The organism is Pseudomonas tolaasii NCPPB 2192 (assembly GCF_002813445.1).
In the GTDB taxonomy this organism is placed as follows: domain Bacteria; phylum Pseudomonadota; class Gammaproteobacteria; order Pseudomonadales; family Pseudomonadaceae; genus Aquipseudomonas; species Aquipseudomonas tolaasii.
The window spans coordinates 5,535,604-5,559,166 of the sequence record NZ_PHHD01000001.1 but is presented as its reverse complement, the minus strand read 5'-3'; the positions used below and the strand labels follow the sequence as shown (position 1 = coordinate 5,559,166).

The window sequence follows — 23,563 nt, the reverse complement described above, 5'->3', positions numbered from 1 at the left end:
AAAACCAATAAAGGGGTGTCGATATGCGTCTTGTGAAAAAGCTTCTCCCGCTGGCTCTTGTCGCGGCGTTCAGCGCTACCGGCCAGGCCGCCCAGACGGTCAGCGTCTATAACTGGACCGACTATATCGGCGAGACTACCCTGGCCGACTTCCAGGCCAAGACCGGGATCAAAGTGATCTATGACGTGTTCGACTCCAACGAAACCCTGGAGGGCAAGCTGCTCGCGGGGCGCACCGGTTATGACGTGGTGGTGCCGTCCAACCACTTTCTGGCGCGCCAGGTGAAGGCCGGCGCGTTTCTCAAGCTCGACCGTTCGCAGTTGCCCAACTTCAAGAACCTCGACCCCAAGCTGCTCAAGCTGCTGGAGAAAAACGACCCGGGCAACGCGCACTCGGTGCCGTACCTGTGGGGCACCAATGGCATCGGCTACAACGTCGACAAGGTCAAGCAGGTGCTGGGCATCGACCATATCGACTCGTGGGCGGTGCTGTTCGAACCCGAGAACATCAAGAAGCTCAACCAGTGCGGCGTGGCCTTCCTCGACTCGGCGGATGAGCTGTTCCCGGCGATCCTCAACTACATGGGCAAGGACCCGCGCAGCGAGAACCCCGAGGACTACAAACAGGCCGAAGCCAAGCTGCTGACGCTGCGCCCGTATATCACCTATTTCCATTCCTCCAAGTACATTTCGGACCTGGCCAATGGCGATATCTGCGTGGCGTTCGGCTATTCCGGCGACGTGTTCCAGGCGGCCAACCGCGCCAAAGAGGCCAAGAATGGCGTGAACATCGCCTACTCGATTCCCAAGGAAGGTTCGAACCTGTGGTTCGACTTGCTGGCGATTCCCGCCGACGCGAGCAATCCGAAAGAAGCCCACGCCTTTATCAACTACCTGCTCGACCCCGAGGTGATCGCCAAGGTCAGCGCCTCGGTGGGTTATGCCAACGCCAACCCGGCAGCCAAGCCGTTCATGGCCCCGGAGCTGGTGAACAACCCTGAGGTGTACCCGTCCCAGGAAGTGCTCGACAAACTCTACATTTCCACCACGCCGACCCCGGCGACCATGCGCTTGATGACCCGCGCCTGGAGCAAAGTGAAGACCAACAAATGAGGCAGTCGACTGACCACGCCCGGTCCTATTACCGGGCCACGGCCCATGCCATGCCGGAGCGCCCGCCATTGGGCGCCGACCTGACCGCCGATGTGTGTGTGATCGGCGGCGGGTTTACCGGTGTGAACACCGCCATTGAGCTGGCCCGGCGCGGGCTCTCGGTGATCCTGCTGGAGGCCCGGCGCATCGGCTGGGGCGCCAGCGGGCGCAACGGCGGGCAACTGATTCGTGGCATCGGCCACGACGTGTCGGGCTTTGCCAAATACGTGGGCGAGGAGGGTGTGCGTTATTTGGAGCGGGCCGGGATCGAGTCGGTGGCGCTGGTGGGCGAGCGGATTCGCGAACACGGCATTGACTGTGATTTGCGCTGGGGCTTTTGCGAGCTGGCCAATACGCCTGCGCAATTCGCCGCGTTCAAGGGCGAGCAGGAGCATCTGGCCGCCCTGGGCTATGCCCATGAAACCCGGCTGGTCGGGCCGCAGGACATGCGTCAGGTGGTCGGCTCCACAGCCTATGCCGGCGGCCTGGTGGACATGGGCTCCGGGCACCTGCACCCGTTGAACCTGGTGCTGGGCGAGGCACAGGTGGCCGAGTCCCTCGGCGTGCAGATTTTCGAGCAGACCGAAGTGCTGGAGTTGATTCACGGCGAGACGGTAAAAGTGCGCTGCGCCGGGGGTACGGTACGCGCCGCCAACCTGGTGCTGGCGTGCAACGCGCACCTTGAAGAACTGGAGCCGCGTCTGAGCGGCAAGGTGCTGCCCGCGGGCAGCTACATCATTGCCACCGAGCCTCTGTCCGAGGCGGTGGCCAACCAACTGATCCCGCAGAACCTGGCGCTGTGTGACCAGAAAGTCGGGCTGGATTACTACAGGCTGTCTGCTGACCGTCGCTTGCTGTTCGGCGGCGCGTGCCATTATTCAGGGCGCGATCCGGTGGATATCGCCGCCTATATGCAGCCGAAAATGCTCAAAGTCTTCCCGCAATTGGCCGATACCGCCATCGAATTTCAATGGGGCGGCAAGATTGGCATCACCGCCAATCGTTTTCCTCAGGTTGGCCGGTTGAAGCAGTACCCGAACGTGTTCTACGCCCAAGGGTATTCCGGGCATGGGCTCAACGTGACGCATTGGTGTGCAAAGCTCTTGGCCGAAGGCATTCACGCAGGTCAAAGCACCGGGCTGGATATCTTCAGCCAGGTGCCGCATATGACCTTTCCGGGTGGCAAGGCCCTGCGCTCGCCGCTGCTGGCGCTGGGGATGTTGTGGTATCGGCTGCGGGAGCTGATTTAGCCGACACGACTTAACTGATGTAACACCGTCAAATGTGGGAGCGGGCTTGCCCGCGATAGCGGTATGTCTGTGACTTCAATGGTGACTGAGTGAGCCCCATCGCGGGCAAGCCCGCTCCCACAGTTTGATCTTTGTCAGGCACTGGGTTCGGTGAGCACCTTACGAAAGGTTTCTACCAGGGGCCGCAGGTTGATCCGGTGCCACGCCGCCCACAGCGGGGTGGTGTAGGTCAGCCACGGCAATTCGCGCAACACCACGCCCGGCGGCGCATTGCGGCTCAGGCCCTTTTGCACCATGGCCACGCCCAGCCCCGACGCAACCAGCCCCAGGGCGGTAAACGGTTCGCTGGCTTCCATGGGGATTTGCGGGGTGAAGCCGGCACGAATGCAGGCCGCCACAAAGTCATCGGCGGGGTTGGCGCCGGGTTTGCGCTGCACGCCGATCCACTCCTGTTCGGCCAGATCTTCGGGCAGCAACTCGCGCTGGCGAGCCAGTGGATGCTGCTCGGGCAGCGCCAGCAGCATCGGGTCGTCCAGCACTTGCAAGGCGGTGAGGTCCGGGTCGTCAGCGGCCGGCGGTTCGCCGACCAGCGCGATGTCCAGGCTGCGCTGGCGCAAGCCTTCAAGCTGTTCCAGAGACGGCAGGTTGTACAGCTTGATATGCACGGTGGGCCGGTCGTCCCTCAGCACGCGCAAGGCATTGGGCAGCACACCGGCGTGCATGGCGTTTTCGATATAGCCGATACACAAACCGCCTTCCTCACCGCGGCCCAGGCGCTTGCCGAGTGATTCCAGACGGCTGGCGTGGGTCAGCAGCGCCTTGGTTTCAGCCAGGAAGGTCTGGCCGTCGCGGGTCAGGCGGATACGTTGCTGGCTGCGCTCGAACAGCGTCAGCCCCAGGCGCTCTTCGAGCTGGGCGATCTGTCGGCTCAGGGGCGATTGGGAAATGTGCAGGCGCTCGGCAGCGCGGCCGACGTGTTCTTCTTCGGCGACGACTTCGAAGTAGCGCAATTGGCGCAAGTCGATCATGTTAGACCTCAAGGGACTCAAGTTGGTCGCAGTATGTCTTGGACGGTCCGATCTCTGCAATCTAGGATCTGCTCAACGGTCACCGCGACCCTTCACGCATTTGAGGATCCACCATGAGCTTGAAAGACAAACTCCCTGGCCAACTTGGCTTCGGCACCGCGCCACTGGGCAACATGTTCCGCGCCATTCCTGAAGAAGAAGCGCAGGCCACCGTAGAAGCCGCCTGGAACGCCGGCGTGCGCTACTTCGACACCGCACCGTTCTACGGCTCGGGGCTTTCCGAAATTCGCCTGGGCCAGGTGCTCTCGCAGTACAACCGCGATGACTTCGTGCTCAGCACCAAAGTTGGCCGGGTGATCCTCGACGAAGTCGAAGAAAGCGCCCGTGACCTCGGCGAAAAAAGCGGCGTGTTCGAACACGGCCGCCCCAACAAGATGCTCAACGACTACAGTGCCGACGCCACCCTGCGTTCCATCGAAGACAGCCTGGAACGCCTGCAAACCGACCGCCTGGACATCGTGTGGATTCACGACATCGCCCAGGACTTCTACGGCGACCAATGGCTGGACTACTTCAACCAGGCCCGCACCGGCGCATTCAAAGTGCTGACCCGCTTGCGTGAAGAAGGCGTGATCAAGGCCTGGGGCCTGGGTGTGAACCGCGTTGAACCCTGCGAATTGACCCTGGACTTGACCGAAGCCCAGCCGGACGGCTTTCTGCTGGCGGGCCGCTACACGCTGCTGGACCACGACCGCGCCCTGCAACGCCTGATGGACGCCGCCGCTGCGCAGAAGGTTGAGATTGTTGTCGGCGGCCCTTACAGCTCGGGCATCCTCGCCGGTGGCGCACACTTCGAATACCAGAAGGCCAGCCCGGCGATCATCAACAAGGTCGAGCAGATCAAAGCGATTGCCCAAGCGTTTGGCGTCAGCATCAAAGCCGCCGCCCTGCAATTCTCCCTGGCTCATCCGGCGGTGGCGGCGGTGATTCCCGGTGCCAGTCGTCCGGGGCGCATTGCCGAAGACGTCGCGGCGTTGTCAGAGAAGATTCCGGCAGCCTTCTGGCAGGCCCTGCGCGATGCCCGTTTGATTTCGGCCCGCGCGCCACTGCCGCTTTAACTTCAGGAGTTCACCTTATGAAAATCGATGTAAGCGGCAAAACAGCCATCGTCAGCGGCAGCACCGCCGGGATCGGCCTGGGCATCAGCCTGGCCCTGGCGCAGTCCGGCGCCACCGTGGTGGTGATCGGGCGTGAAGCGGGCAAGGTCGACGACGCGCTGGCGAGCATTCGCCAGGCCGTGCCGGGTGCGGATTTGCGTGGGCTGGTGGCTGACCTCGGCACCGCCGAAGGCGCAGAAAAACTGTTCGCCGCCGAACCGCGCGCCGACATCCTGGTCAACAACCTGGGCATCTTCAACGATGTGGATTTCTTCGATGCGCCCGACAGCGAGTGGACGCGCTTCTACGAGGTCAATGTGATCTCCGGTGTGCGTCTGGCGCGGCACTATGTGCCGGGCATGGTCGAGCAGGGCTGGGGGCGGGTGATTTTCCTGTCATCGGAATCCGGCGTGGCAACCCCGGCCGACATGATCAACTACGGCGTGACCAAAAGCGCCAACCTGGCGGTGTCCCACGGCCTGGCCAAGCGTTTGGCGGGCACTGGCGTAACGGTGAACGCCGTGCTGCCGGGGCCGACCTTTACCGACGGCCTGGAGCAGATGCTGGCGGACGCCACGGCCAAATCCGGGCGCAGCGCGCGGGACGAGGCGGATGTGTTTGTGCGCAATGCGCGGCCTACCTCAATCATCCAGCGGGCGGCCAATGTGGATGAAGTGGCGAACCTGGTGGCGTACATTGCCTCACCGCTGTCGTCTGCAACCACGGGTGCCGCGTTGCGGGTCGACGGTGGTGTTGTCGACAGCATGGCGATCTGAATCATTTTTCTTTATTGGGAGTATTGATTGTGGCAACAGCATCTTCGGTGATTGAAATTCCGGTGTCGGCGGATCAGGTATGGCAATTGGTCGGCGGCTTCAACACGCTGCCGGACTGGCTGCCGTTTATCGTCAAGAGCGAGCCGGGCGAGGGCGGGCGCTTGCGTCACCTGGAAACGGCGGAAGGCGGCGTGATCGTAGAGCGTTTGCAGACCTATGACAATGTGGCCCGCACTTACAGCTACACCATCGAGCAGTCGCCGTTTCCGGTAAGTGCTTACCTGGCGACATTGCAGGTTGAGGCCTTGGGCGATGCGTCGGCCAAAGTGACCTGGTCCGGTGTGTTTACCCCGGCGGCGGGAACCACGGAGGCGGCGGTGGAGGAATTGTTCGCCGGCGTTTACAGCGGCGGGCTTGAGGCGCTGCGCGCCAACTTCTAACAGCCACCGCAAACTCATGTGGGAGCTGGCTTGCCTGCGATGGCGGTGTGTCAGGCAAACTATTTATTGCCTGGGCTGCCGCTATCGCAGGCAAGCCAGCTCCCACAGGGTTTTGTGGTGTCGGGGTTATTCAGGCATCAACTGCTGCCGGCACTCCAGCACCAGACACGCTCCGCCTCTCTGACTGCTGCCCACCTCCAGCTTGAACCCGTGCAAGTTGATAATCGCGGCCACAATCGACAGGCCCAACCCGAACCCGCCTTGCTGGTCGTTTTCATCCACGCGGTAAAAGCGCTGGAACACGGCGTCCCGTTCGGCCGTGGGAATGCCCGGCCCCGAGTCGTGCACTTCGATGCGCGTGCTGCCGGCGTCATTCACTGCGCGCAGAATCACTTCACCGCCCGGTGGGGAGAACTTGATCGAGTTGCTCAGCAGGTTGGCCAAGGCTTCGAACAACAGCGCCCGGTCTCCGGTGATCCACGGCAGCGATTCCGGCACTTCCAGCAGCAACTGCAACTCGCCTTCTTCGGCCAGCGGCAGGTAGAAGTCATGCAGTTCGCGCAACAGCGGCAGCGGGTCCATCACCAAAAAGCCCGAACGACGCTGGTGGTCTTCCAGCTCCGAAATCCGCAACAACCCGCGAAAGCGCGCCATCAAGGTGTCGGTTTCAGCAATGGCATCGTCCAGTTTTACCGCGTGGGCCGAGTCTTCTTCGGCCTGCTGTTTGATACGGTAAAGCTGGGCACGCAAGCGCGTGAGCGGGGTGCGCAGGTCGTGGGCGATGTTGTCACACACGCCCTTGACCTCGTTCATGAGCTTCTCGATGCGGTCGAGCATGGCGTTGACGATGGCCGCCAGCATGTCCAGCTCGTCACGCCGGTTGGACAGCGGCAAGCGATGGGTCAAGTCGCCGGCGACGATGGCTTCGGCGCTGGCCTGGATTCCGCGAATCCGCCGCAACGGGCGGCGGCGCAACAGATGCCAGCCGGCGGCGCCCGGGATAATCGTCAGGGACAACGCCCACAACAAGGCATGCCAGATGATCCGCGTCACGCCAAACAGCGAACCGTTGGCGCGCACCAGTACCAGCCAGCGGCCGTCTTCGGTGTGGGTGGCCACGGCGTCGCAGCTGTCTTTGGGGAGTTTGGGGTCGTCGGAGTCGACGCAGTTGACCAATGCGTGGATCTTGCCGTCCAGCGGCAGGTCCGGCGGCACGGCACGGATCGGCCCGCTCAACGGGCGAAATTGCTCGTCGAACAAACCGTAAGCGTCCACGCCCTTCATGTCGAAGGTCATGCTGGTCGTCAAGGCTTCCACCAGCTCTTCGCCGTCAAAGCGCTGGAACAGGTGCTGGCGCTGCATCAGGGAATGGCGCGACAGGTCGCCCAGGTACCCTGACACCTCGTAATAGAGCACCCCCATGAGGATGCAGCTCCAGGCCACGAACAGCGAACTGTACAGTGCCAGCAGGCGGCTGCTGGAAGAGCGCCAACCCTTAGAGGGGTTCAGCAATGACATAGCCGGAACCTCGTACCGTGCGAATCAGCGGCGTCAGGCCCGGTGGGTCGATTTTCTTGCGCAAGCGACCGATATGCACGTCGATCAGGTTGGTACCGGGGTCGAAGTGATAGCCCCAGACTTCCTCGAAGATCATCATCCGCGACAGGATCTGCCCGGTGTTGCGCATCAAAAATTCGAGCAATTTGTATTCGGTGGGCAACAGGCTCAGCGGCTGTTCGGCGCGGCTGGCTTCGCGGCTGATCAGGTTCAGCTCAAGGTCCGCTACGCGCAGGGCGGTTTCGAATTCCTTGACCGTGCTTTTGCGGCGCAGCAGCACTTCCACGCGAGCCGCCATTTCGTCGGAGGCGAACGGCTTGGTCAGGTAATCATCACCGCCGGCACGCAGGCCCCGTACCCGCTCGTCGACATCGGAGAGGGCGCTGATCATCAGAATCGGCGTCGACACCCCAATGGTGCGCAGGGTCGTGACGATGGCCAGGCCATCGAGTTCCGGCAACATGCGGTCGAGGGTGATCAGATCGTAATCACCACTCACGGCGCGGACCAGGCCTTCGCGGCCGTTGTCCACCCAATCTACGTCCAGTCCATGGCTACTCAGCTCGGCGACGATCTCGCGGGCCGTTACGGCGTCATCCTCGATGGTCAAAATACGGGTCATAGGATTACCTGGTGAGCGATTCACACTAGAAGTGGGGGCATTTTGCCAAGAAATGCCTGAATGCTTCCTAAATTAAACTTCATGTTGGCAAAACCGACACAAAACCACGGAGCGACGCGGCTCGATGCAGAAGCCGGTTTTCCCGCGATCTCAGCCCGATGATGCCCCTGCGATCCTGAACGCACGCTGTGTTCACGCATTTTTTTGTGACAAAGAACCTTCCTACAAAGAGTGCAATACGCCCGCCGCTTGAAGTCATTTCTTGCAACTTGCATGGTCGGTGTAAGTTCAATTTATCTAAGTTATTGAAATATCTAATAATTTATTTTTCGAGCGACTGGCACGCTGCCTGCACTGTCCCTTTTGAGACTTGTAACATCTTTTTTCCTGCCGGGAGCACAACAACAATGATCACATCCTCATCCACGCTGCAAGAGTCGAGCACGCTCTCCGGGGTTTCCTGGGGGGCGATTTTCGCCGGGGCCGCCGCGGCGGCCGCACTGTCACTGATTCTGGTGTTGCTGGGCTTCGGCCTGGGCTTTTCGGCGGTATCGCCGTGGGCCGACAGTGGCATCAGTGCCAAGGGCCTTGGCATTTCCACGATTGTCTGGCTGGCCTTTACCCAGATCGTCGCCTCGGGGGCGGGTGGTTACATCGCCGGCCGCCTGCGGGTGAAGTGGGCCAACATGCATGGCGATGAGGTGTACTTTCGCGACACCGCCCATGGCTTCCTGGCCTGGGCCGTGGCCACATTGATCACGGCGGTGCTGGTGGTCGGTTCGGTCAGCAGTGTGGTCAGTGGCGGCGTAAAAGCCGGCGCCAGCGTTGCTGCCGGTGCGGCCAGTGGCATTAGCCAGGCGGCGGGCAGTGCAGCCAAAGGCGCCAACAGCGGCGACTTCGACTACTACGTCGACAGCCTGTTTCGCGATGACCGCCCAGCGGCCGTCAGCGATGACGCCGTACACGGCGTGGTGGCTCGCATCTTCACCCGTACCCTGAGCAACGACGGCCAGCTGGCCCCTGAAGACCGTGCCTACCTGGCCCAGTTGATCAGCCAGCGCACCAACCTCAGCCAGGCCGACGCCGAAGCGCGTATCGACAAAGTCTACGGCGATGCCCGCAAGGCCGTCGAAGACGCCAAGCTAAAAGCCAAGCAAGCGGCCGACACCGCCGCGAAAGTGGCGGCCTATACCTCGCTGTGGACCTTCGTGGCCCTGTTGATCGGTGCCTTCTTCGCCAGTTTTGCAGCCACCTTTGGCGGTCGCCGTCGCGATGCCGTGGTGTATGTCGAAACCGAACACTTTGTCCGTTAATTAAGGAAGAACATCATGCGCTCATTACTTCTGTGGTTCCTCGGCGTGCCAATTCCAGTGATCATCCTGATCGCGATCTTCATGCACTAAACCCGGGCCTGTCTGGCTCTGTGTGGGAGCGGGCTTGCTCGCGATGGCGGTCTGTCAGCTATTGATTAGTTGACTGACACAACGCTATCGCGGGTAAGCCCGCTCCCACCTTTGGTTTTTGTTCGGCGCGATTGTTAATAGCGGCTTAACCAAGGCCTGGCTAGACTCGCGCCCCATGAGCCGCCTAATCCGTTTAATCCTGGTCACGCTGTTAAGCCTCACGCTACCCCTCGCCGGGATGGCGGGCGTACCATCGGGCACCGAGCCTTGCCCGATGAAAATGTCGAGCATGCAGATGATGAGCGACATGACCCCGGACTGCTGCCAGGACGGCGTCGACCATGGCAAGGCCTGCAAAACCGGTCAGGAATGCAAGACCGGCGGTGTCGTGCAACTGGCGATGCCGGTGTTCAAGGCGCCCTTGGGCATGGCGCACCCTGTGGCGCTTGGTCTCTCCACGGATTTCATCCCCGACCGCACGCCGTCCGGCGTCTGGCGCCCACCCCGTTCCTGAAAACCTGTTGCTTCCCACGCTTCATCCCCTGACCGGGATGGCCTTGCTGTGGGCCGCGTAATGCGGCGTGCAGCGCGACAGATCAGGAATTTTCCACATGACTTCCCTCTACCTGCGCGCCCTGATGGTGGGCGTGCTGGCGTGGCCGGCGTTGGCGAACGCGCTGACCCTGGATGACGCCTTGCGCCTGGCGCAAAACAACGCGCCCTCCCTGACCGCCGAGGCGGCCAAGCTGCAAGCCGCGGCCCAGGCGGCCATTCCGGCGGGTGAATTGCCCGACCCGAAACTGTTGGTGGGCCTGCAGAACTTCCCCATCGGCGGGCCGAATCGCGGCACGTTATATGGCGATGACATGACCCAGCAGATGATCGGCATCCAGCAACAGGTGCCCAGCCGCGACAAGCGCAAGGCACGGGTGGAACTGGCTGACGCCACCGTCGAACGCACGGCGGCAGAAGGGCGAATCGAGCGCCTCAACGTGCGCCAGGCCACCGCCCAGGCGTGGATTCGCGCCTGGACGGTGGAGCGCAAGCAAGCCCTGTTCGAAGACTTCTACCAACAAAACCGCCTGCTGCAAGACAGCGTACGCGCGCAGTTGGCCGGTGGCCGTGGCCAGGCGTCCGATGCGGTCATCCCCAGGCAGGAAGCCGCCGAGCTGGCCGGGCGCGAAGATGAATTGACCCTGCAACGTGCCCAGGCCCGTGCGGCGCTCAAGCGCTGGATCGGCGCGGCCGCCAGCGAAGCCCCCAGCGGCCAGTTGCCCGACTGGCCCATCGACGGCCATGGCCTGAGCCATAACCTGCACCAACACCCCGAACTGCAAGCGTTCGCGCCACGCACCCGCGAGGCCGAGGCGCGTTTGCAGGACGCCAAGGCGCAGAAAACCTCGGACTGGAGCTGGGAAGTCGACTACGGCCATCGCAGCCGCGAATACGGCGACATGGTCACCCTGCAATTGAGCTTCGACCTGCCGATCTTCCCCGGCCGCCGCCAAAACCCCGGCATCGCCGCCAAGCAGGCCGAGCTGGACCAGTTGGACGCCGAACGCGAGGCCGCGACCCGCGAGCACACTCAGATGCTCGACGACGACCTGGCCGATTACCAGCGCCTGCAACGCGCGGTACAGCGCAGCCAGGACAGCCTGGTGCCGTTGGCCGAAGAAAAAGTCGCCCTGAGCCTGGCCGGGTACCGGTCCGGCAAAGGTGATTTGATCAACCTCGTCAGCGCGCGCCGCGAACAGGTCGAAGCCCGTTTCAAACTCTTGGATGCCATCGAACAGCGCGCCCTGGTTGGCGCGCGGCTGTATTACGCCTATGGGGAGCCTGCCAATGACTAATCGAATTATCGCCGCCGTACTGGTTCTCGGCCTCGGCGCAGGTTACGGACTGGCGCAGTGGCGTCCGGCAGCCCCGGCACCGGTCAAGGACGACAAACAGGCGCTGTACTGGTACGACCCGATGTACCCGCAGCAAAAATTCGACAAACCCGGCAAGTCGCCCTTTATGGACATGCAACTGGTGCCGCGTTACGCCGACGGCGCCGCAAGCGAAACGCCGAGCGTGCAGATCGACCCGCGCCAGACCCAGAACCTCGGCATACGCCTGGCGACGGTCACCCGTGGTGTGCTGACGGCCACCCTGGACTTGCCCGGCATTGTGGCCTTCAACGACCGCGAGGTGGCGGTGGTGCAGGCGCGGGCGGCGGGGTTTGTCGAGCGGGTGTATGCCCGTGCGCCGGGGGATGTGCTCAAGGCCGGCGCGCCATTGGCAGACGTCCTGATACCTGAATGGGCGGCGGCCCAGGAGGAATTCCTCGCGTTGCGCCACAGCGGTGACAACGGCTTGATTGCCGCCGCGCGCCAGCGTTTGCGCCTGAGCGGCATGCCGGCCGGGTTGATCGCGCAGCTGGAACGCAGCGGCCGGGTGCAGTCGGTGCTGACCGTCACCACGCCGTTGGGCGGTGCGTTGCAAGCCCTGGACGTGCGCGAAGGCATGACCGTCGCGGTCGGGCAGACCCTGGCGCGCATCAATGGTTTGGATCAGGTATGGCTGCAGGTGGCCGTGCCTGAAGCCCAAGGTGCGGGCTTGAAAGTGGGGCAAACCGTGGAGAGTCACTTTGTCGGCCTGCCGGACAAGCCCGTGCAAGGCACCGTCAGCGCGATCCTGCCGACGGCAGCGATGGACAGCCGCACCGTGCAAGTGCGTGTGGAACTGCCCAACCCGGACGGCAACTTGCGCCCCGGCATGACCGCGCAGGTGCGGCTGGCGCAAAACAGCGCGCAGCCCGTGTTGCAGGTGCCCAGCGAAGCGTTGATCCGCACCGGCAAGCGCGTGTTGGTGATGCTGGCCGAGAAGGGCGGGCGCTTCCGGCCGGTCGAGGTGCACGTGGGCACGGAAAACGGCGACCAGACCGTGATTCTCAGCGGCTTGCAGGAGGGCCAGCAGGTGGTCGCTTCCGGCCAGTTCCTGCTCGATTCCGAGGCCAGCCTCAGGGGCGTGACGGCCGCCGAAGCGCCGATGAGCATGCAACCGGGAGCCCAGCCATGATCGCCTTGCTGATTCGCTGGTCGGTGGCCAACCGTTTTCTGGTGCTGCTCGCCACACTGTTCATCACCGCGTGGGGCGTGTGGGCGGTGCAGAACACCCCGGTGGACGCGCTGCCGGACCTCTCGGATGTGCAGGTGATCATCCGCACGCCGTACCCGGGCCAGGCGCCGCAGATCGTGGAAAACCAGGTCACCTACCCGATGACCACCACCATGCTCTCGGTGCCGGGCGCCAAGACCGTGCGCGGTTTTTCATTCTTCGGCGACAGCTACGTGTATGTGCTGTTCGACGAAGGCACGGACCTGTACTGGGCGCGTTCGCGGGTGCTGGAATACCTCAGCCAGTTGCAGGCGCGGCTGCCGGCGTCGGCCAAACCTTCGCTGGGGCCGGACGCCACCGGGGTTGGCTGGATCTACCAGTACGCGCTGGTCGACCGCACTGGCACCCACGACCTGGCGCAATTGCGCGCCTTGCAGGACTGGTTTCTCAAGTTTGAACTCAAGACCATCCCCAATGTGGCGGAAGTTGCGACCATTGGCGGCCAGGTCAAGCAGTACCAGGTGCAACTCGACCCGCTGGCCATGGCCAGCCGTGGTATCACCCAGGCGCAGGTGGCCGACGCCATCGGCAAAGCTAACCAGGAAGCCGGCGGCTCGGTGCTGAACATGGGCGAGTCCGAGTACATGGTGCGTGCTTCGGGTTATTTGAAAACCCTGGATGACTTTCGCGGCATTCCCTTGCGCCTGGGCGCGAACAACGTGCCGGTGGTGTTGGGCGATGTGGCAAAAATCCAGCTGGGCCCGGACCTGCGCCGCGGCATCAGCGAACTGGACGGCGAAGGCGAGGCCGTCGGCGGCGTGGTGATCCTGCGCAGCGGCAAGAACGCGCGGGAGGCCATCGCGGCGGTGAAAACCCGGCTGGAGCAACTGCAAAGCAGCCTGCCGCCGGGCGTGGAGGTCGTCACCACTTACGATCGCAGCAAGCTGATCGACCGCGCCGTGGACAACCTCAGCCACAAATTGCTGGAGGAATTCCTGGTGGTGGCGCTGGTGTGCGGGGTTTTCCTGTGGCACCTGCGTTCCTCGCTGGTGGCGATTATTTCGTTGCCGGTGGGGGTGTTGATCGCGTTTATCGTCATGCGTTTCCAGGGCATCAACGCCAATATCATGTCGTTGGGCGGCATCGCGATTGCCATCGGCGCGATGGTGGATGCGGCCGTGGTGATGATCGAAAACGCCCACAAGAAAATCGAGGCCTGGCATCACGCCAACCCCGGTCGGGAACTGAAAGGCGAGGATCACTGGAAGGTCATGACCGATGCGGCGGGCGAGGTCGGGCCCGCGCTGTTTTTCTGTCTGCTGATCATCACCTTGTCGTTTATCCCGGTGTTTACCCTGCAGGCCCAGGAAGGTCGCTTGTTCGGGCCGCTGGCCTACACCAAGACGTACGCCATGGCGGCGGCAGCCGGGTTGTCGGTGACCCTGATCCCGGTGTTGATGGGCTACTGGATTCGCGGGCGCATTCCTGATGAGCAGCGCAACCCGCTCAATCGCGGCTTGATCAGGGTGTACCAACCGGCGCTCGACGCCGTGCTGCGCTGGCCGCGCCTGACCTTGCTGGTGGCGCTGCTGATGGTCGCCAGCGCCTTGTGGCCGGTGTCGAAGCTGGGCGGTGAGTTTCTGCCGCCGCTGGATGAGGGGGATTTGCTGTACATGCCCTCGGCACTGCCGGGCTTGTCGACGCAGACGGCGGGCGAGTTGCTGCAACGCACCGACCGCTTGATCAAGACCGTGCCGGAAGTCGCCCACGTGTTCGGCAAGGCCGGCCGCGCCGAAACCGCCACCGACCCGGCGCCGCTGGAAATGTTTGAAACCACCATCGAGTTCAAGCCTCGGGACCAATGGCGCGCGGGCATGACCCCCGACAAACTGGTGAAAGAACTCGACCGCGTGGTGCAAGTGCCGGGGCTGACCAATATCTGGATTCCGCCGATCCGCAACCGCATCGACATGCTCGCCACCGGGGTTAAAAGCCCGATCGGCGTGAAAGTCGCCGGCACCAGCCTGATGCAGATCGATGCCGTCACCCAGGCCGTGGAAAAGGTCGCCAAAACGGTGCCGGGCGTGAGTTCGGCGTTGGCTGAGCGCTTGACCGGCGGGCGCTATATCGACGTCGACATCAACCGCGCGGCGGCCGCGCAATACGGGCTGAACATTGCCGATGTACAGGCGATCGTGTCCGGCGCGATTGGCGGTGAAACCATCGGCGAAACCGTTGAAGGGCTGGCACGTTTCCCGATCAGTCTGCGTTATCCCAAAGAATGGCGCGACTCGGTGGACGCGCTGCGCAACCTGCCGGTCTACACGCCCCAGGGCAGCCAGATCACCTTGGGCACGGTGGCCAACCTCAAGGTCAGCGAAGGCCCGCCGATGCTCAAAAGTGAAAACGCACGGCCGTCGGGCTGGGTGTACGTCGACGTGCGCGACCGCGATCTTGCATCGGTGGTGAAGGATTTGCGTGAGGCGATCAACCGGCAGGTGCAGCTGCAGCCGGGCATGAGCCTCAGTTATTCGGGGCAGTTCGAGTTTCTGGAGCGAGCCAATGAGCGTTTGAAACTGGTGGTGCCGGCCACCTTGCTGATCATTTTCGTGCTGTTGTACCTGACCTTTCGGCGGGTGGATGAGGCGCTGCTGATTCTCGCCACCTTGCCCTTTGCGCTGACGGGCGGTGTGTGGTTGCTTTACTGGCTGGGCTTTAACCTGTCGGTGGCCACGGGTGTCGGATTTATCGCGCTGGCCGGGGTCTCGGCAGAGTTCGGCGTGATCATGCTGCTCTACCTGAAAAACGCCTGGGCCGAACGCAAGGACGGTGATTTGCTCGCAGCGATTACTGAAGGCGCGGTGCTGCGGGTGCGGCCCAAGGCGATGACCGTGGCGGTCATCATTGCCGGTTTGTTGCCGATTCTGATGGGCGGCGGCACGGGCAGTGAAGTCATGAGCCGTATTGCCGCGCCGATGATTGGCGGCATGCTGACGGCGCCGTTGTTGTCACTGTTCGTCATTCCGGCGGCGTACCGCCTGATGCGCCGGTGATTCCTGATCGTTCCCACGCTCCGCGTGGGAATGCCTCCTGTGACGTTCTGCGTCATGCCCTTAAGAACGGACGCGGAGCGTCCAGGGCTGCATTCCCACGCGGAGCGTGGGAACGATCACTGGGAGGTCAATCGTCGAACCCCACCTGCTCATGAATCTCATCCACCTTCAATTCCAACCGGTACGCCACGGCGATAAACAACGCCTGGCACAGGCACAAGGTCGCGCTCAACGAACGGAACGCAAATGACGAGCCTTCATTGACCAGCAACACCGCGTTCGCCCGCTTGGCCAGGGGCGACAGGTTGCTGTCGGTGATGATCAGCGTCTTGGCCTGGTGGTGCTGGGCGATACGCAGGCAGTGCTGGGTCTCTTTGCCGTAGGGCGTGAAGCTGATGGCAATCACCAGGTCGTTGGCACGCACGCTGCGCATCTGCTCGCGGTAGCTGCCGCCCAGGCCCGAGATCAGGTGGATGCGTTTGTTGGTGTGTTGCAGGTTGTACACCAGGTAGTCGGCCACCGCGAAGGAACGGCGCACGCCCACCACGTAGATATTGTCGGCGTTGACCACCAGGTCCACGGCCTTTTCAAAGGCCGCGTCGTCCAGTTCCAGGCCCAGGCGTTCGATGCCCGAGAGCGTGGCATTCACGCATTCACGCGCCAGGTCGCCGCCGCTGGCTTTCTGCGACTTGTTGGCGATCATGCTGCGGATACGCTGCTGGTAATTCTGCACCGGCGTGGTTTTGTGGGTGTAGGCCTCGCGGAACAGCGCCTGCATTTCACTGAAGCCACTGAAGCCGAAACGCTGGGAAAACCGCACGATGGCCGAGGGGTGCACTTCGCACTCGCGGGCGATGTCGCTGATGCGGTCGACCATGATCCGGTCGCTCTGCTGGCTCATGTAGCTGGCGATGCGTTTGAGCTGGCGCGGCAAGCTCTCGTATTCGTCGGTGATCAGCTGCAACAGGCGCTCGGCGTTGAGCGGGGGGCTGGCGAGAGCGTCTTGTGAAGGGGTCTCGGGCATGGGCAATCCTTCTGGCGTGTTCTTCTGATGCGCTGGTGGGTGGCGCAAGTCTACAGGGTAGGCGCAAAAAAATACCTCGGCATCACGGCGCGCTTGGGCTGCTGAAACGATGCAGGGTGGAGGCAGAGCTTTTACTGTGGCTTATTGGAAAAAATATTCCACTAAAAATAATTATGGAATAAATATTGATTGGCGCCGCTGAACGTTCTAGTCTGCTCGCACCAAGAGCGTTTACCGTCGCCATGACGGTGCAACGCAGGCTGATAAAAATAACAGGAGCCAGCATGGGCCAGACTCGTTTTGCCAGTGGGCGTCAATTGGATCTGATTTGCCTCGGGCGCCTGGGCGTCGACCTCTATGCACAACAAGTCGGTGCGCGGCTTGAGGACGTGTCCAGCTTTGCCAAGTACCTCGGCGGGTCCTCCGCCAATATCGCTTTCGGTACCGCGCGGCTGGGGCTCAAGTCGGCCATGCTGAGCCGGGTGGGCGACGACCATATGGGGCGTTTCCTGGTGGAATCCCTGGCTCGCGAAGGCTGCGATGTCAGCGGCATCAAGGTCGACCCGGAACGCCTGACCGCGCTGGTGCTGCTCGGCCTCAAAGACCGCGAAACCTTCCCCCTGGTGTTCTATCGCGAAAACTGCGCCGACATGGCCCTGCGTGCCGAAGACATCAGCGAAGCCTTCATTGCCTCCAGCAAGGCGCTGCTGATTACCGGCACGCATTTCTCCACCGACGGCGTGTACAAGGCGAGTATTCAAGCGCTGGACTATGCCGCCAAACACAACGTCAAGCGTGTGCTGGATATCGACTATCGCCCCGTACTGTGGGGCCTGGCGGGCAAGGCTGACGGCGAAACGCGGTTTGTCGCCGACCAGACTGTCAGCGCCCATGTGCAGAAAATCCTGCCGCGCTTTGACCTGATCGTCGGCACCGAAGAAGAGTTTCTGATTGCCGGTGGCAGTGAAGACCTGCTCACTGCACTGCGTACCGTGCGCAAACTGACTCCGGCCACGCTGGTGGTCAAGCTCGGCCCGCAGGGCTGCACGGTGATCCACGGCGATATTCCGGCGCGGCTCGAAGACGGCGCGATCTACCCCGGCGTGCGCGTTGAAGTGCTCAATGTGCTCGGCGCCGGTGATGCCTTTATGTCGGGCTTTCTCAGCGGCTGGCTCAACGACGCCAGCGATGAGCGTTGCAGCCAGCTGGCCAACGCTTGCGGCGGGTTGGTGGTGTCGCGCCATGCCTGTGCGCCGGCCATGCCGACCCCGGCTGAACTGGATTACCTGTTCAACAGCCTGGTGCCGATCACCCGGCCCGACCAGGACGTGACCCTGCAGCGCCTGCACCGCGTGACCGTGCCGCGCAAAGCCTGGAAGCAACTGTTTGTGTTTGCCTTCGACCACCGCTGGCAACTGGTGGACCTGGCGCAAAAAGGCGGCCAGGCCCCGGCGCGCATCAGCGACATCAAGCAGCTGTTTATCCAGGCCATTGAGCGCGTGGAGAAAAAGCTCGCCGAGGAGGGCGTCGAAGCCGATGTGGGCCTGCTGGCCGACCAGCGTTTCGGCCAGGACGCGCTCAACGCCGCCAGCGGTCGCGGCTGGTGGATCGCGCGCCCGGTGGAAGTGCAGAATTCGCGCCCGCTGGCGTTTGAGCACGGCCGCTCGGTGGGCAGCAACCTGATCGCCTGGCCTCAGGAACAGATCATCAAGTGCCTGGTGCAATTTCACCCGGACGACGAACCGATGCTGCGCCTGGAGCAGGAAGCGCAACTCAAGGCAGTGTACGAGGCGTCCCTAGTCAGCGGCCATGAACTGCTGCTGGAAGTCATCCCGCCCAAGGATCACCCGTCCACTTACCCGGACGTGCTCCACCGCAGCCTCAAGCGCCTGTACAACCTTGGCATCTACCCGGCGTGGTGGAAGATCGAGGCGCAGTCGGCCGAAGACTGGAAAAAACTCGATGAGTTGATTCAGGAACGCGACCCGTACTGCCGCGGTGTGGTGCTGCTGGGCCTGAATGCCTCCGCCGAGTTTCTCGCCGATGGCTTCCGGCAGGCCGGCCAAAGCACCACCTGCCGAGGCTTTGCCGTGGGGCGCACGATCTTCCAGGAACCGAGCCGCGCGTGGATGGCGGGGGAGATCGATGACGAGACGCTGATTCAGCAGGTGCAGGCGACCTTCGAACAGCTCATCAATGCCTGGCGCAGCGCCCGTGCTTAAAAGTTGAAATGCAATCCAATGTGAGAGCAGTTTTTTGTGGGAGTCGGGCTTGCCCGCGATGCAGGCGACTCGGTTCAACTGCTGAACCGAGGTGATGCCATCGCAGGCAAGCCAGCTCCCACACAAGCCAGCTCCCACATCAAGCAGAACTCAGTGCTATTTGAAAATAACAATAGGTGCAGCCATGCCCGCAATCCGAATTGGCATCAACCCGATCTCCTGGAGCAACGACGACCTGCCGGCCCTGGGCGGTGAAACGCCGCTGAGCACCGCGCTGAGCGAAGGCAAGGAAATCGGCTACGAAGGGTTTGAACTCAACGGCAAATTCCCCAAGGACGCCAAGGGCGTCGGCGATGTGCTGCGCCCTTACGACCTGGCGCTGGTCTCGGGTTGGTACTCCAGCCGCCTGGCGCGCCGCTCGGTGGCTGAAGAAATCGAAGCCATCGCCGGCCATGTCCAGCTGCTCAAACAGAACGGCGCGACGGTGTTGGTGTACGGCGAAGTCGCCGATTCGATTCAGGGCTCGCGCATCCGCCTGATCGAACGCCCGCGTTTTCACAGTGAACAGGCCTGGCAGGACTACGCCGACAAGCTCACGGAACTGGCGCGTTTTACCCTGTCCCAGGGCGTGCGCCTGGCGTACCACCACCACATGGGCGCCTATGTAGAGTCTCCGGAGGACATCGACCAACTGATGCGCCGAACGGGCCCCGAAGTCGGCCTGCTGTTCGATTCAGGCCACTGTTACATGGGCGGCGGTGAGCCCATCGAAATGCTGCGCAAGCACATCGACCGTATTTGCCACGTGCATTTCAAGGACGTGCGCAAACCCGTGGTGCAACTGGCGCGCAACCAGATGTGGAGTTTTCCCGACTGCATCGTCAACGGCACGTTCACGGTGCCCGGCGACGGTGATATCGACTTCGCCGAATTGCTCGACGTATTGCTGGCTGCCCAATACGAAGGCTGGCTGGTGGTCGAGGCCGAGCAGGACCCGGCGGTGGCGCCCAGCTATGTCTACGCGAAAAAGGGCTATGACACCTTGCGCGCGCTTCTCAACGAGAGGACTTGAGTGATGAGCCTGTTGGTCAAAAGCAGCAAACGCGGGCAGACCATGGTCGCCCTCGAAGACGGCCGCCTGGAGTACGTGGGCTTTTCTGCCTATCGGCTGAGCCTTGGCGAGACCCTGCCGGTCAGCGCCGGTGACAAGGAGCTGTGCCTGGTATTGCTCAGTGGTCGGGTGAATATCGAAGGCGAAGGCTTCAACTGGCAGAACCTGGGGGATCGCCAGTCGGTTTTCGAAGACAAATCCCCGTTCGCCGCCTACTTGCCCCCGGGCACCCAGGCGCAGGTCACCGCCTTGAGCGATGTGCAGATTGCCGTGTGCGCGGCTCCGGGCGCCGAGGGCTACGAGCCGCGGCTGATCCGCCCGGACAACTGCAAGCGCAGCGTGCGTGGCAAAGGCGCCAACACCCGTTATGTGTGCGACATCCTGCCGGACAGCGAGCCGGCCCATTCGCTGTTGGTGGTGGAGGTGCGCACGCCGTCCGGGCATTCGTCGAGCTACCCGCCGCACAAGCACGACACCGACGATTTGCCGCACCAGAGTTTTCTCGAAGAAACCTATTACCACCAGATCAACCCGCCCCAGGGCTTTGTGTTCCAGCGCGTCTACACCGACGACCGCAGCATCGACCAGGCCATGGCCGTGGAAAACAGCGACCTTGTGGTGGTGCCCAAGGGGTACCACCCGGTCAGCGTGCCGTACGGTTACGAATCCTATTACCTGAACGTGATGGCCGGGCCCAAGCGCGCCTGGCATTTCCATAACGACCCGCAGCACAGCTGGCTGCTGGACCTCTAAACGGTGTTGGACGGAGAACAACAATAATGAAGTCGCCGCTGCGTTTTGCCCTTAACCGCATGGTTGCACCGAACTTGTCCCTGCCGGATTTCATTCAGTTGGCGGCGGCGCTCAAGTGCGATGCCATCGAGATCCGCAATGACCTGGCGGACAAGCAGATCGAGTTCGGCACCCCGGCCAGCCGTGTGCGCGAGTTGTGCGCCGTGCAGGGCATCACGGTGCTGTCGATCAACGCGCTGTACCCCTTTGATGTATGGAACGACGAGCGCCGTGCCCAGGCGATCAAGCTGGCGACCTATGCCCGTGAATGCGGCGCCCAGGGGCTGGTGATGTGCCCGCTCAACGAGCGGGGCGATTCCCGCACTGAAGCCCAGCGCGCGGCCGGCCTGCGCACGGCCTTGAGCGAGCTGGCGCCGATCCTGCGTGATTACGGGATTCTCGGCTTTATCGAACCCCTGGGGTTTGAAGAATGCGCCTTGCGCCGCAAACGCGTGGCGGTGGATGCGATCCAGTCCATCGGCGGCCTGGATGTGTTCCGCCTGGTGCATGACACCTTTCACCATCATCTGGCCGGCGAGCAGGAATTCTTCCCGCAACTGACCGGGCTGGTGCACATCTCCGGCGTGGAAGACGCCGACGCGCCACTCAATGCCATCCGTGACGGTCACCGGGTGCTGGTGGGCGAGGGGGACATTCTTGGTAATGCGGCGCAGATCGACACGTTGTTGAGTACGGGTTACAGCGGCTATCTGTCGTTTGAGCCGTTTGCCGAAAGCGTGCATGGCCTGGCCAATATTCAGCAGGCATTGGGCGCGAGCATTGCCCACCTGCAAAAGCCTCGAACCTGACACCGATCAACCTGTGGGAGCTGGCTTGCCTGCGATAGCGGCCTTCCAGTCACAGATTCATTGGCTGACACACTGCAATCGCAGGCAAGCCAGCTCCCACAGGGTTCACTGTTCATACAAGGTGCGAACATGACCACAACAAGATTGACCATGGCCCAGGCCCTGGTGAAGTTTCTGGATAACCAATACATCGAAGTCGATGGCGTGCAGAGCAAGTTTGTCGCCGGGGTGTTCACGATTTTCGGCCACGGCAACGTGTTGGGCCTGGGCCAGGCTTTGGAGCAGGACAGTGGCGACCTGGTGGTGCATCAGGGCCGCAACGAGCAGGGTATGGCCCACGCGGCCATCGGTTTTGCCAAGCAGCACCTGCGCCGCAAGATCTACGCCTGCACCGCTTCGGTCGGCCCCGGCGCGGCGAATATGCTGACGGCGGCCGCCACGGCCACCGCCAACCGTATCCCGCTGCTGCTGTTGCCCGGCGATGTGTACGCCAGCCGCCAGCCTGACCCGGTGCTGCAACAGATCGAGCAGTTCCACGACCTGAGCATCAGCACCAACGACGCCTTCCGCTCCGTGAGCAAATACTGGGACCGCATCAACCGCCCCGAGCAGTTGATGACCGCCGCCATCCACGCCATGCGCGTGCTGACCGACCCGGCCGAGACGGGCGCGGTCACCCTGGCGTTGCCGCAGGATGTACAGGCTGAGGCCTGGGACTATCCGGATTATTTCCTGCAAAAACGCGTGCACCGCATCGAGCGTCGTCCGGCGACTGCCGCGATGATCGGCGACGCCCTGAGCGCCTTTCGCGGCAAGCGCAAGCCGCTGATCATCTGTGGCGGCGGGGTGAAGTACTCCGGCGCGAATGCCGCGTTGCAAGCCTTCGCCGAGCGTTTTGATATTCCCTTCGCGGAAACCCAGGCGGGCAAGAGCGCGGTGGTGTCCGGCCACCCGTTGAATGTCGGCGGCATCGGCGAGACCGGCTGCCTGGCGGCGAACCTGCTGGCGCCCGAGGCGGACCTGATCATTGGTGTGGGTACGCGTTACACCGACTTCACCACTTCGTCCAAATCCCTGTTCAAGCACCCGGAGGTGAAATTCCTCAACCTCAATATCAGCCCCTGCGACGCCTTGAAGCTGGATGGCGTGCAAGTGCTGGCCGACGCGCAAGTCGCCCTTGAAGCGCTGGCGGATGCACTGGGGGATTACCGTGCCGGCTGGGGCGGGCAGGTGGCGGATGCCAAGTCACAACTGGAGGCGGAAGTGAACCGCGTGCATCAGGTGGAATACGCCGGCGACGGCTTTGTGCCGGAGGTGGATGACCACCTGGACCGCGCAGTGCTGCGTGAATTTATCGAATTGACCGGCTCCTGCCTGACCCAAAGCCGTGTGCTCGGCGTGCTCAACCAGACCCTGGCCGACGACGCCATCATCGTCGCCGCCGCCGGCAGCCTGCCCGGCGACCTGCAGCGCGCCTGGCGCAGCAAGGGCGTGAACACCTATCACGTCGAATACGGCTATTCATGCATGGGCTACGAGATCAATGCGGCCCTGGGCGTGAAACTCGCCGAGCCGGCCAAAGAGGTGTACGCGCTGGTCGGCGATGGTTCCTACATGATGCTGCATTCTGAGCTGGCCACTTCGATTCAGGAGCGGCGCAAGATCAACGTGGTGCTGCTCGACAACATGGCCTTCGGCTGCATCAACAACCTGCAGATCGGCAATGGCATGGACAGCTTCGGCACTGAATTCCGCTACCGCAACCCCGAAAGCGGCAGGCTCGACGGTGGCCTGGTGCCGGTGGATTTCGCCATGAGCGCGGCGGCCTATGGCTGCAAGACCTACAAGGTCAGCACTGTGGAGCAACTGGAAGCGGCGCTGGCGGATGCGCGTACGCAAACCGTTTCGACGCTGATCGACATCAAGGTGTTGCCCAAAACCATGGTCCACGGCTACCTGTCGTGGTGGCGCGTGGGTGTGGCGCAGGTGTCCACCAGCGAACGCACGAATGCCGCCGCGAAAAAACTCAATGAACAGCTGGCCAAGGCCCGGCAGTACTAATAACAAGA

At 62.6% G+C, this 23,563-nt stretch carries 20 protein-coding genes; 15 read left to right on the top strand and 5 right to left on the bottom strand.

The window, feature by feature from the left end:
* Positions 1-23 precede the first annotated feature (23 nt).
* Positions 24-1,112 (top strand): polyamine ABC transporter substrate-binding protein, encoded by a 1,089-nt coding sequence (locus tag ATI14_RS25355; protein ID WP_016973452.1) that lies wholly within the window; start codon positions 24-26, stop codon positions 1,110-1,112.
* Entirely contained in the window at positions 1,109-2,401 is a 1,293-nt protein-coding gene (locus ATI14_RS25350; RefSeq protein ID WP_016973453.1) for an NAD(P)/FAD-dependent oxidoreductase, read from the top strand. Before ATI14_RS25355 ends, ATI14_RS25350 begins: the two co-directional genes overlap by 4 nt.
* A 134-nt stretch (positions 2,402-2,535) precedes the next feature.
* Here the strand turns inward: ATI14_RS25350 and ATI14_RS25345 are convergent, their stop codons facing one another.
* On the bottom strand, positions 2,536-3,429 hold the full coding sequence (locus ATI14_RS25345; protein ID WP_016973454.1) for a LysR substrate-binding domain-containing protein: 894 nt from the start codon (positions 3,427-3,429) through the stop codon (positions 2,536-2,538).
* A gap of 113 nt (positions 3,430-3,542) precedes the next feature.
* On the opposite strand from ATI14_RS25345, the gene ATI14_RS25340 reads away from it, so the two are divergent.
* The 3 genes from ATI14_RS25340 to ATI14_RS25330 are packed head-to-tail and all read left to right on the top strand — an operon-like array spanning position 3,543 to position 5,802.
* Positions 3,543-4,547, top strand: coding sequence for an aldo/keto reductase (locus ATI14_RS25340; protein ID WP_016973455.1), 1,005 nt, complete (start codon positions 3,543-3,545; stop codon positions 4,545-4,547).
* Between the two features lie 17 nt (positions 4,548-4,564).
* Entirely contained in the window at positions 4,565-5,362 is a 798-nt protein-coding gene (locus ATI14_RS25335; RefSeq protein WP_016973456.1) for an SDR family NAD(P)-dependent oxidoreductase, read from the top strand.
* 29 nt (positions 5,363-5,391) lie between these two features.
* Positions 5,392-5,802, top strand: a complete 411-nt coding sequence (locus ATI14_RS25330) for an SRPBCC family protein (RefSeq protein ID WP_026083131.1) — start codon at positions 5,392-5,394, stop codon at positions 5,800-5,802.
* Positions 5,803-5,928: 126 nt separating this feature from the next.
* Here ATI14_RS25330 and ATI14_RS25325 read toward each other — a convergent pair whose 3' ends face one another.
* Positions 5,929-7,320 (bottom strand): sensor histidine kinase, encoded by a 1,392-nt coding sequence (locus ATI14_RS25325; protein ID WP_016973458.1) that lies wholly within the window; start codon positions 7,318-7,320, stop codon positions 5,929-5,931.
* Positions 7,298-7,981, bottom strand: coding sequence for a response regulator transcription factor (locus ATI14_RS25320; protein ID WP_003219726.1), 684 nt, complete (start codon positions 7,979-7,981; stop codon positions 7,298-7,300). Before ATI14_RS25320 ends, ATI14_RS25325 begins: the two co-directional genes overlap by 23 nt.
* Before the next feature lie 407 nt (positions 7,982-8,388).
* Between ATI14_RS25320 and ATI14_RS25315 the strand changes: the two genes are divergently transcribed.
* The 5 genes from ATI14_RS25315 to ATI14_RS25295 all read left to right on the top strand — a co-directional run bounded on the left by ATI14_RS25315 (position 8,389) and on the right by ATI14_RS25295 (position 15,536).
* Positions 8,389-9,294 (top strand): hypothetical protein, encoded by a 906-nt coding sequence (locus tag ATI14_RS25315; RefSeq protein ID WP_016973459.1) that lies wholly within the window; start codon positions 8,389-8,391, stop codon positions 9,292-9,294.
* Positions 9,295-9,559: 265 nt separating this feature from the next.
* On the top strand, positions 9,560-9,898 hold the full coding sequence (locus ATI14_RS25310) for a hypothetical protein (RefSeq protein ID WP_031320283.1): 339 nt from the start codon (positions 9,560-9,562) through the stop codon (positions 9,896-9,898).
* A 97-nt stretch (positions 9,899-9,995) separates the two neighbouring features.
* Entirely contained in the window at positions 9,996-11,234 is a 1,239-nt protein-coding gene (locus tag ATI14_RS25305) for a TolC family protein (protein ID WP_016973462.1), read from the top strand.
* Entirely contained in the window at positions 11,227-12,444 is a 1,218-nt protein-coding gene (locus ATI14_RS25300) for an efflux RND transporter periplasmic adaptor subunit (RefSeq protein WP_017256232.1), read from the top strand. The genes ATI14_RS25305 and ATI14_RS25300 overlap by 8 nt, the downstream gene beginning before the upstream one ends.
* A complete protein-coding gene (locus ATI14_RS25295; protein ID WP_016972850.1) occupies positions 12,441-15,536 on the top strand; it encodes an efflux RND transporter permease subunit in 3,096 nt (1,031 codons plus the stop codon). Before ATI14_RS25300 ends, ATI14_RS25295 begins: the two co-directional genes overlap by 4 nt.
* A gap of 127 nt (positions 15,537-15,663) precedes the next feature.
* Here the strand turns inward: ATI14_RS25295 and ATI14_RS25290 are convergent, their stop codons facing one another.
* A complete protein-coding gene (locus ATI14_RS25290) occupies positions 15,664-16,560 on the bottom strand; it encodes a MurR/RpiR family transcriptional regulator (protein WP_016972849.1) in 897 nt (298 codons plus the stop codon).
* Between the two features lie 82 nt (positions 16,561-16,642).
* Positions 16,643-16,846 (bottom strand): hypothetical protein, encoded by a 204-nt coding sequence (locus ATI14_RS31260; protein WP_130886707.1) that lies wholly within the window; start codon positions 16,844-16,846, stop codon positions 16,643-16,645.
* Here ATI14_RS31260 and ATI14_RS25285 point away from each other — a divergent pair.
* From ATI14_RS25285 to iolD, 5 genes are all read left to right on the top strand, one after another.
* Positions 16,845-18,782 (top strand): bifunctional 5-dehydro-2-deoxygluconokinase/5-dehydro-2-deoxyphosphogluconate aldolase, encoded by a 1,938-nt coding sequence (locus ATI14_RS25285; RefSeq protein ID WP_080520619.1) that lies wholly within the window; start codon positions 16,845-16,847, stop codon positions 18,780-18,782. The genes ATI14_RS31260 and ATI14_RS25285 overlap by 2 nt on opposite strands.
* 184 nt (positions 18,783-18,966) lie before the next feature.
* Positions 18,967-19,854, top strand: coding sequence for a myo-inosose-2 dehydratase (gene iolE, locus ATI14_RS25280; protein WP_016972847.1), 888 nt, complete (start codon positions 18,967-18,969; stop codon positions 19,852-19,854).
* Between the two features lie 3 nt (positions 19,855-19,857).
* Positions 19,858-20,646 carry a 5-deoxy-glucuronate isomerase gene (gene iolB / locus ATI14_RS25275; protein ID WP_016972846.1) on the top strand — a complete coding sequence of 263 codons (789 nt, stop codon included), beginning with the start codon at positions 19,858-19,860 and terminating at the stop codon, positions 20,644-20,646.
* A 26-nt stretch (positions 20,647-20,672) separates the two neighbouring features.
* A complete protein-coding gene (locus ATI14_RS25270; protein WP_016972845.1) occupies positions 20,673-21,494 on the top strand; it encodes a TIM barrel protein in 822 nt (273 codons plus the stop codon).
* A 129-nt stretch (positions 21,495-21,623) separates the two neighbouring features.
* Positions 21,624-23,555, top strand: coding sequence for a 3D-(3,5/4)-trihydroxycyclohexane-1,2-dione acylhydrolase (decyclizing) (gene iolD, locus ATI14_RS25265; RefSeq protein ID WP_016972844.1), 1,932 nt, complete (start codon positions 21,624-21,626; stop codon positions 23,553-23,555).
* The last annotated feature ends 8 nt before the right edge of the window (positions 23,556-23,563 follow it).

Bases quoted from the DNA above. Each gene is read 5' to 3' on its own strand.
- ATI14_RS25340 (WP_016973455.1), top strand. From the start codon at position 3,543: ATGAGCTTGAAAGACAAACTCCCTGGCCAACTTGGCTTCGGCACCGCG.
- ATI14_RS25335 (WP_016973456.1), top strand. From the start codon at position 4,565: ATGAAAATCGATGTAAGCGGCAAAACAGCCATCGTCAGCGGCAGCACC.
- ATI14_RS31260 (WP_130886707.1), bottom strand. From the start codon at position 16,846: ATGCTGGCTCCTGTTATTTTTATCAGCCTGCGTTGCACCGTCATGGCG.
- ATI14_RS25315 (WP_016973459.1), top strand. From the start codon at position 8,389: ATGATCACATCCTCATCCACGCTGCAAGAGTCGAGCACGCTCTCCGGG.
- ATI14_RS25350 (WP_016973453.1), top strand. From the start codon at position 1,109: ATGAGGCAGTCGACTGACCACGCCCGGTCCTATTACCGGGCCACGGCC.
- iolD (WP_016972844.1), top strand. From the start codon at position 21,624: ATGACCACAACAAGATTGACCATGGCCCAGGCCCTGGTGAAGTTTCTG.
- ATI14_RS25295 (WP_016972850.1), top strand. From the start codon at position 12,441: ATGATCGCCTTGCTGATTCGCTGGTCGGTGGCCAACCGTTTTCTGGTG.
- ATI14_RS25310 (WP_031320283.1), top strand. From the start codon at position 9,560: ATGAGCCGCCTAATCCGTTTAATCCTGGTCACGCTGTTAAGCCTCACG.
- iolB (WP_016972846.1), top strand. From the start codon at position 19,858: ATGAGCCTGTTGGTCAAAAGCAGCAAACGCGGGCAGACCATGGTCGCC.
- ATI14_RS25270 (WP_016972845.1), top strand. From the start codon at position 20,673: ATGAAGTCGCCGCTGCGTTTTGCCCTTAACCGCATGGTTGCACCGAAC.
- ATI14_RS25325 (WP_016973458.1), bottom strand. From the start codon at position 7,320: ATGTCATTGCTGAACCCCTCTAAGGGTTGGCGCTCTTCCAGCAGCCGC.
- ATI14_RS25300 (WP_017256232.1), top strand. From the start codon at position 11,227: ATGACTAATCGAATTATCGCCGCCGTACTGGTTCTCGGCCTCGGCGCA.
- iolE (WP_016972847.1), top strand. From the start codon at position 18,967: ATGCCCGCAATCCGAATTGGCATCAACCCGATCTCCTGGAGCAACGAC.
- ATI14_RS25290 (WP_016972849.1), bottom strand. From the start codon at position 16,560: ATGCCCGAGACCCCTTCACAAGACGCTCTCGCCAGCCCCCCGCTCAAC.
- ATI14_RS25320 (WP_003219726.1), bottom strand. From the start codon at position 7,981: ATGACCCGTATTTTGACCATCGAGGATGACGCCGTAACGGCCCGCGAG.
- ATI14_RS25305 (WP_016973462.1), top strand. From the start codon at position 9,996: ATGACTTCCCTCTACCTGCGCGCCCTGATGGTGGGCGTGCTGGCGTGG.
- ATI14_RS25345 (WP_016973454.1), bottom strand. From the start codon at position 3,429: ATGATCGACTTGCGCCAATTGCGCTACTTCGAAGTCGTCGCCGAAGAA.
- ATI14_RS25285 (WP_080520619.1), top strand. From the start codon at position 16,845: ATGGGCCAGACTCGTTTTGCCAGTGGGCGTCAATTGGATCTGATTTGC.
- ATI14_RS25355 (WP_016973452.1), top strand. From the start codon at position 24: ATGCGTCTTGTGAAAAAGCTTCTCCCGCTGGCTCTTGTCGCGGCGTTC.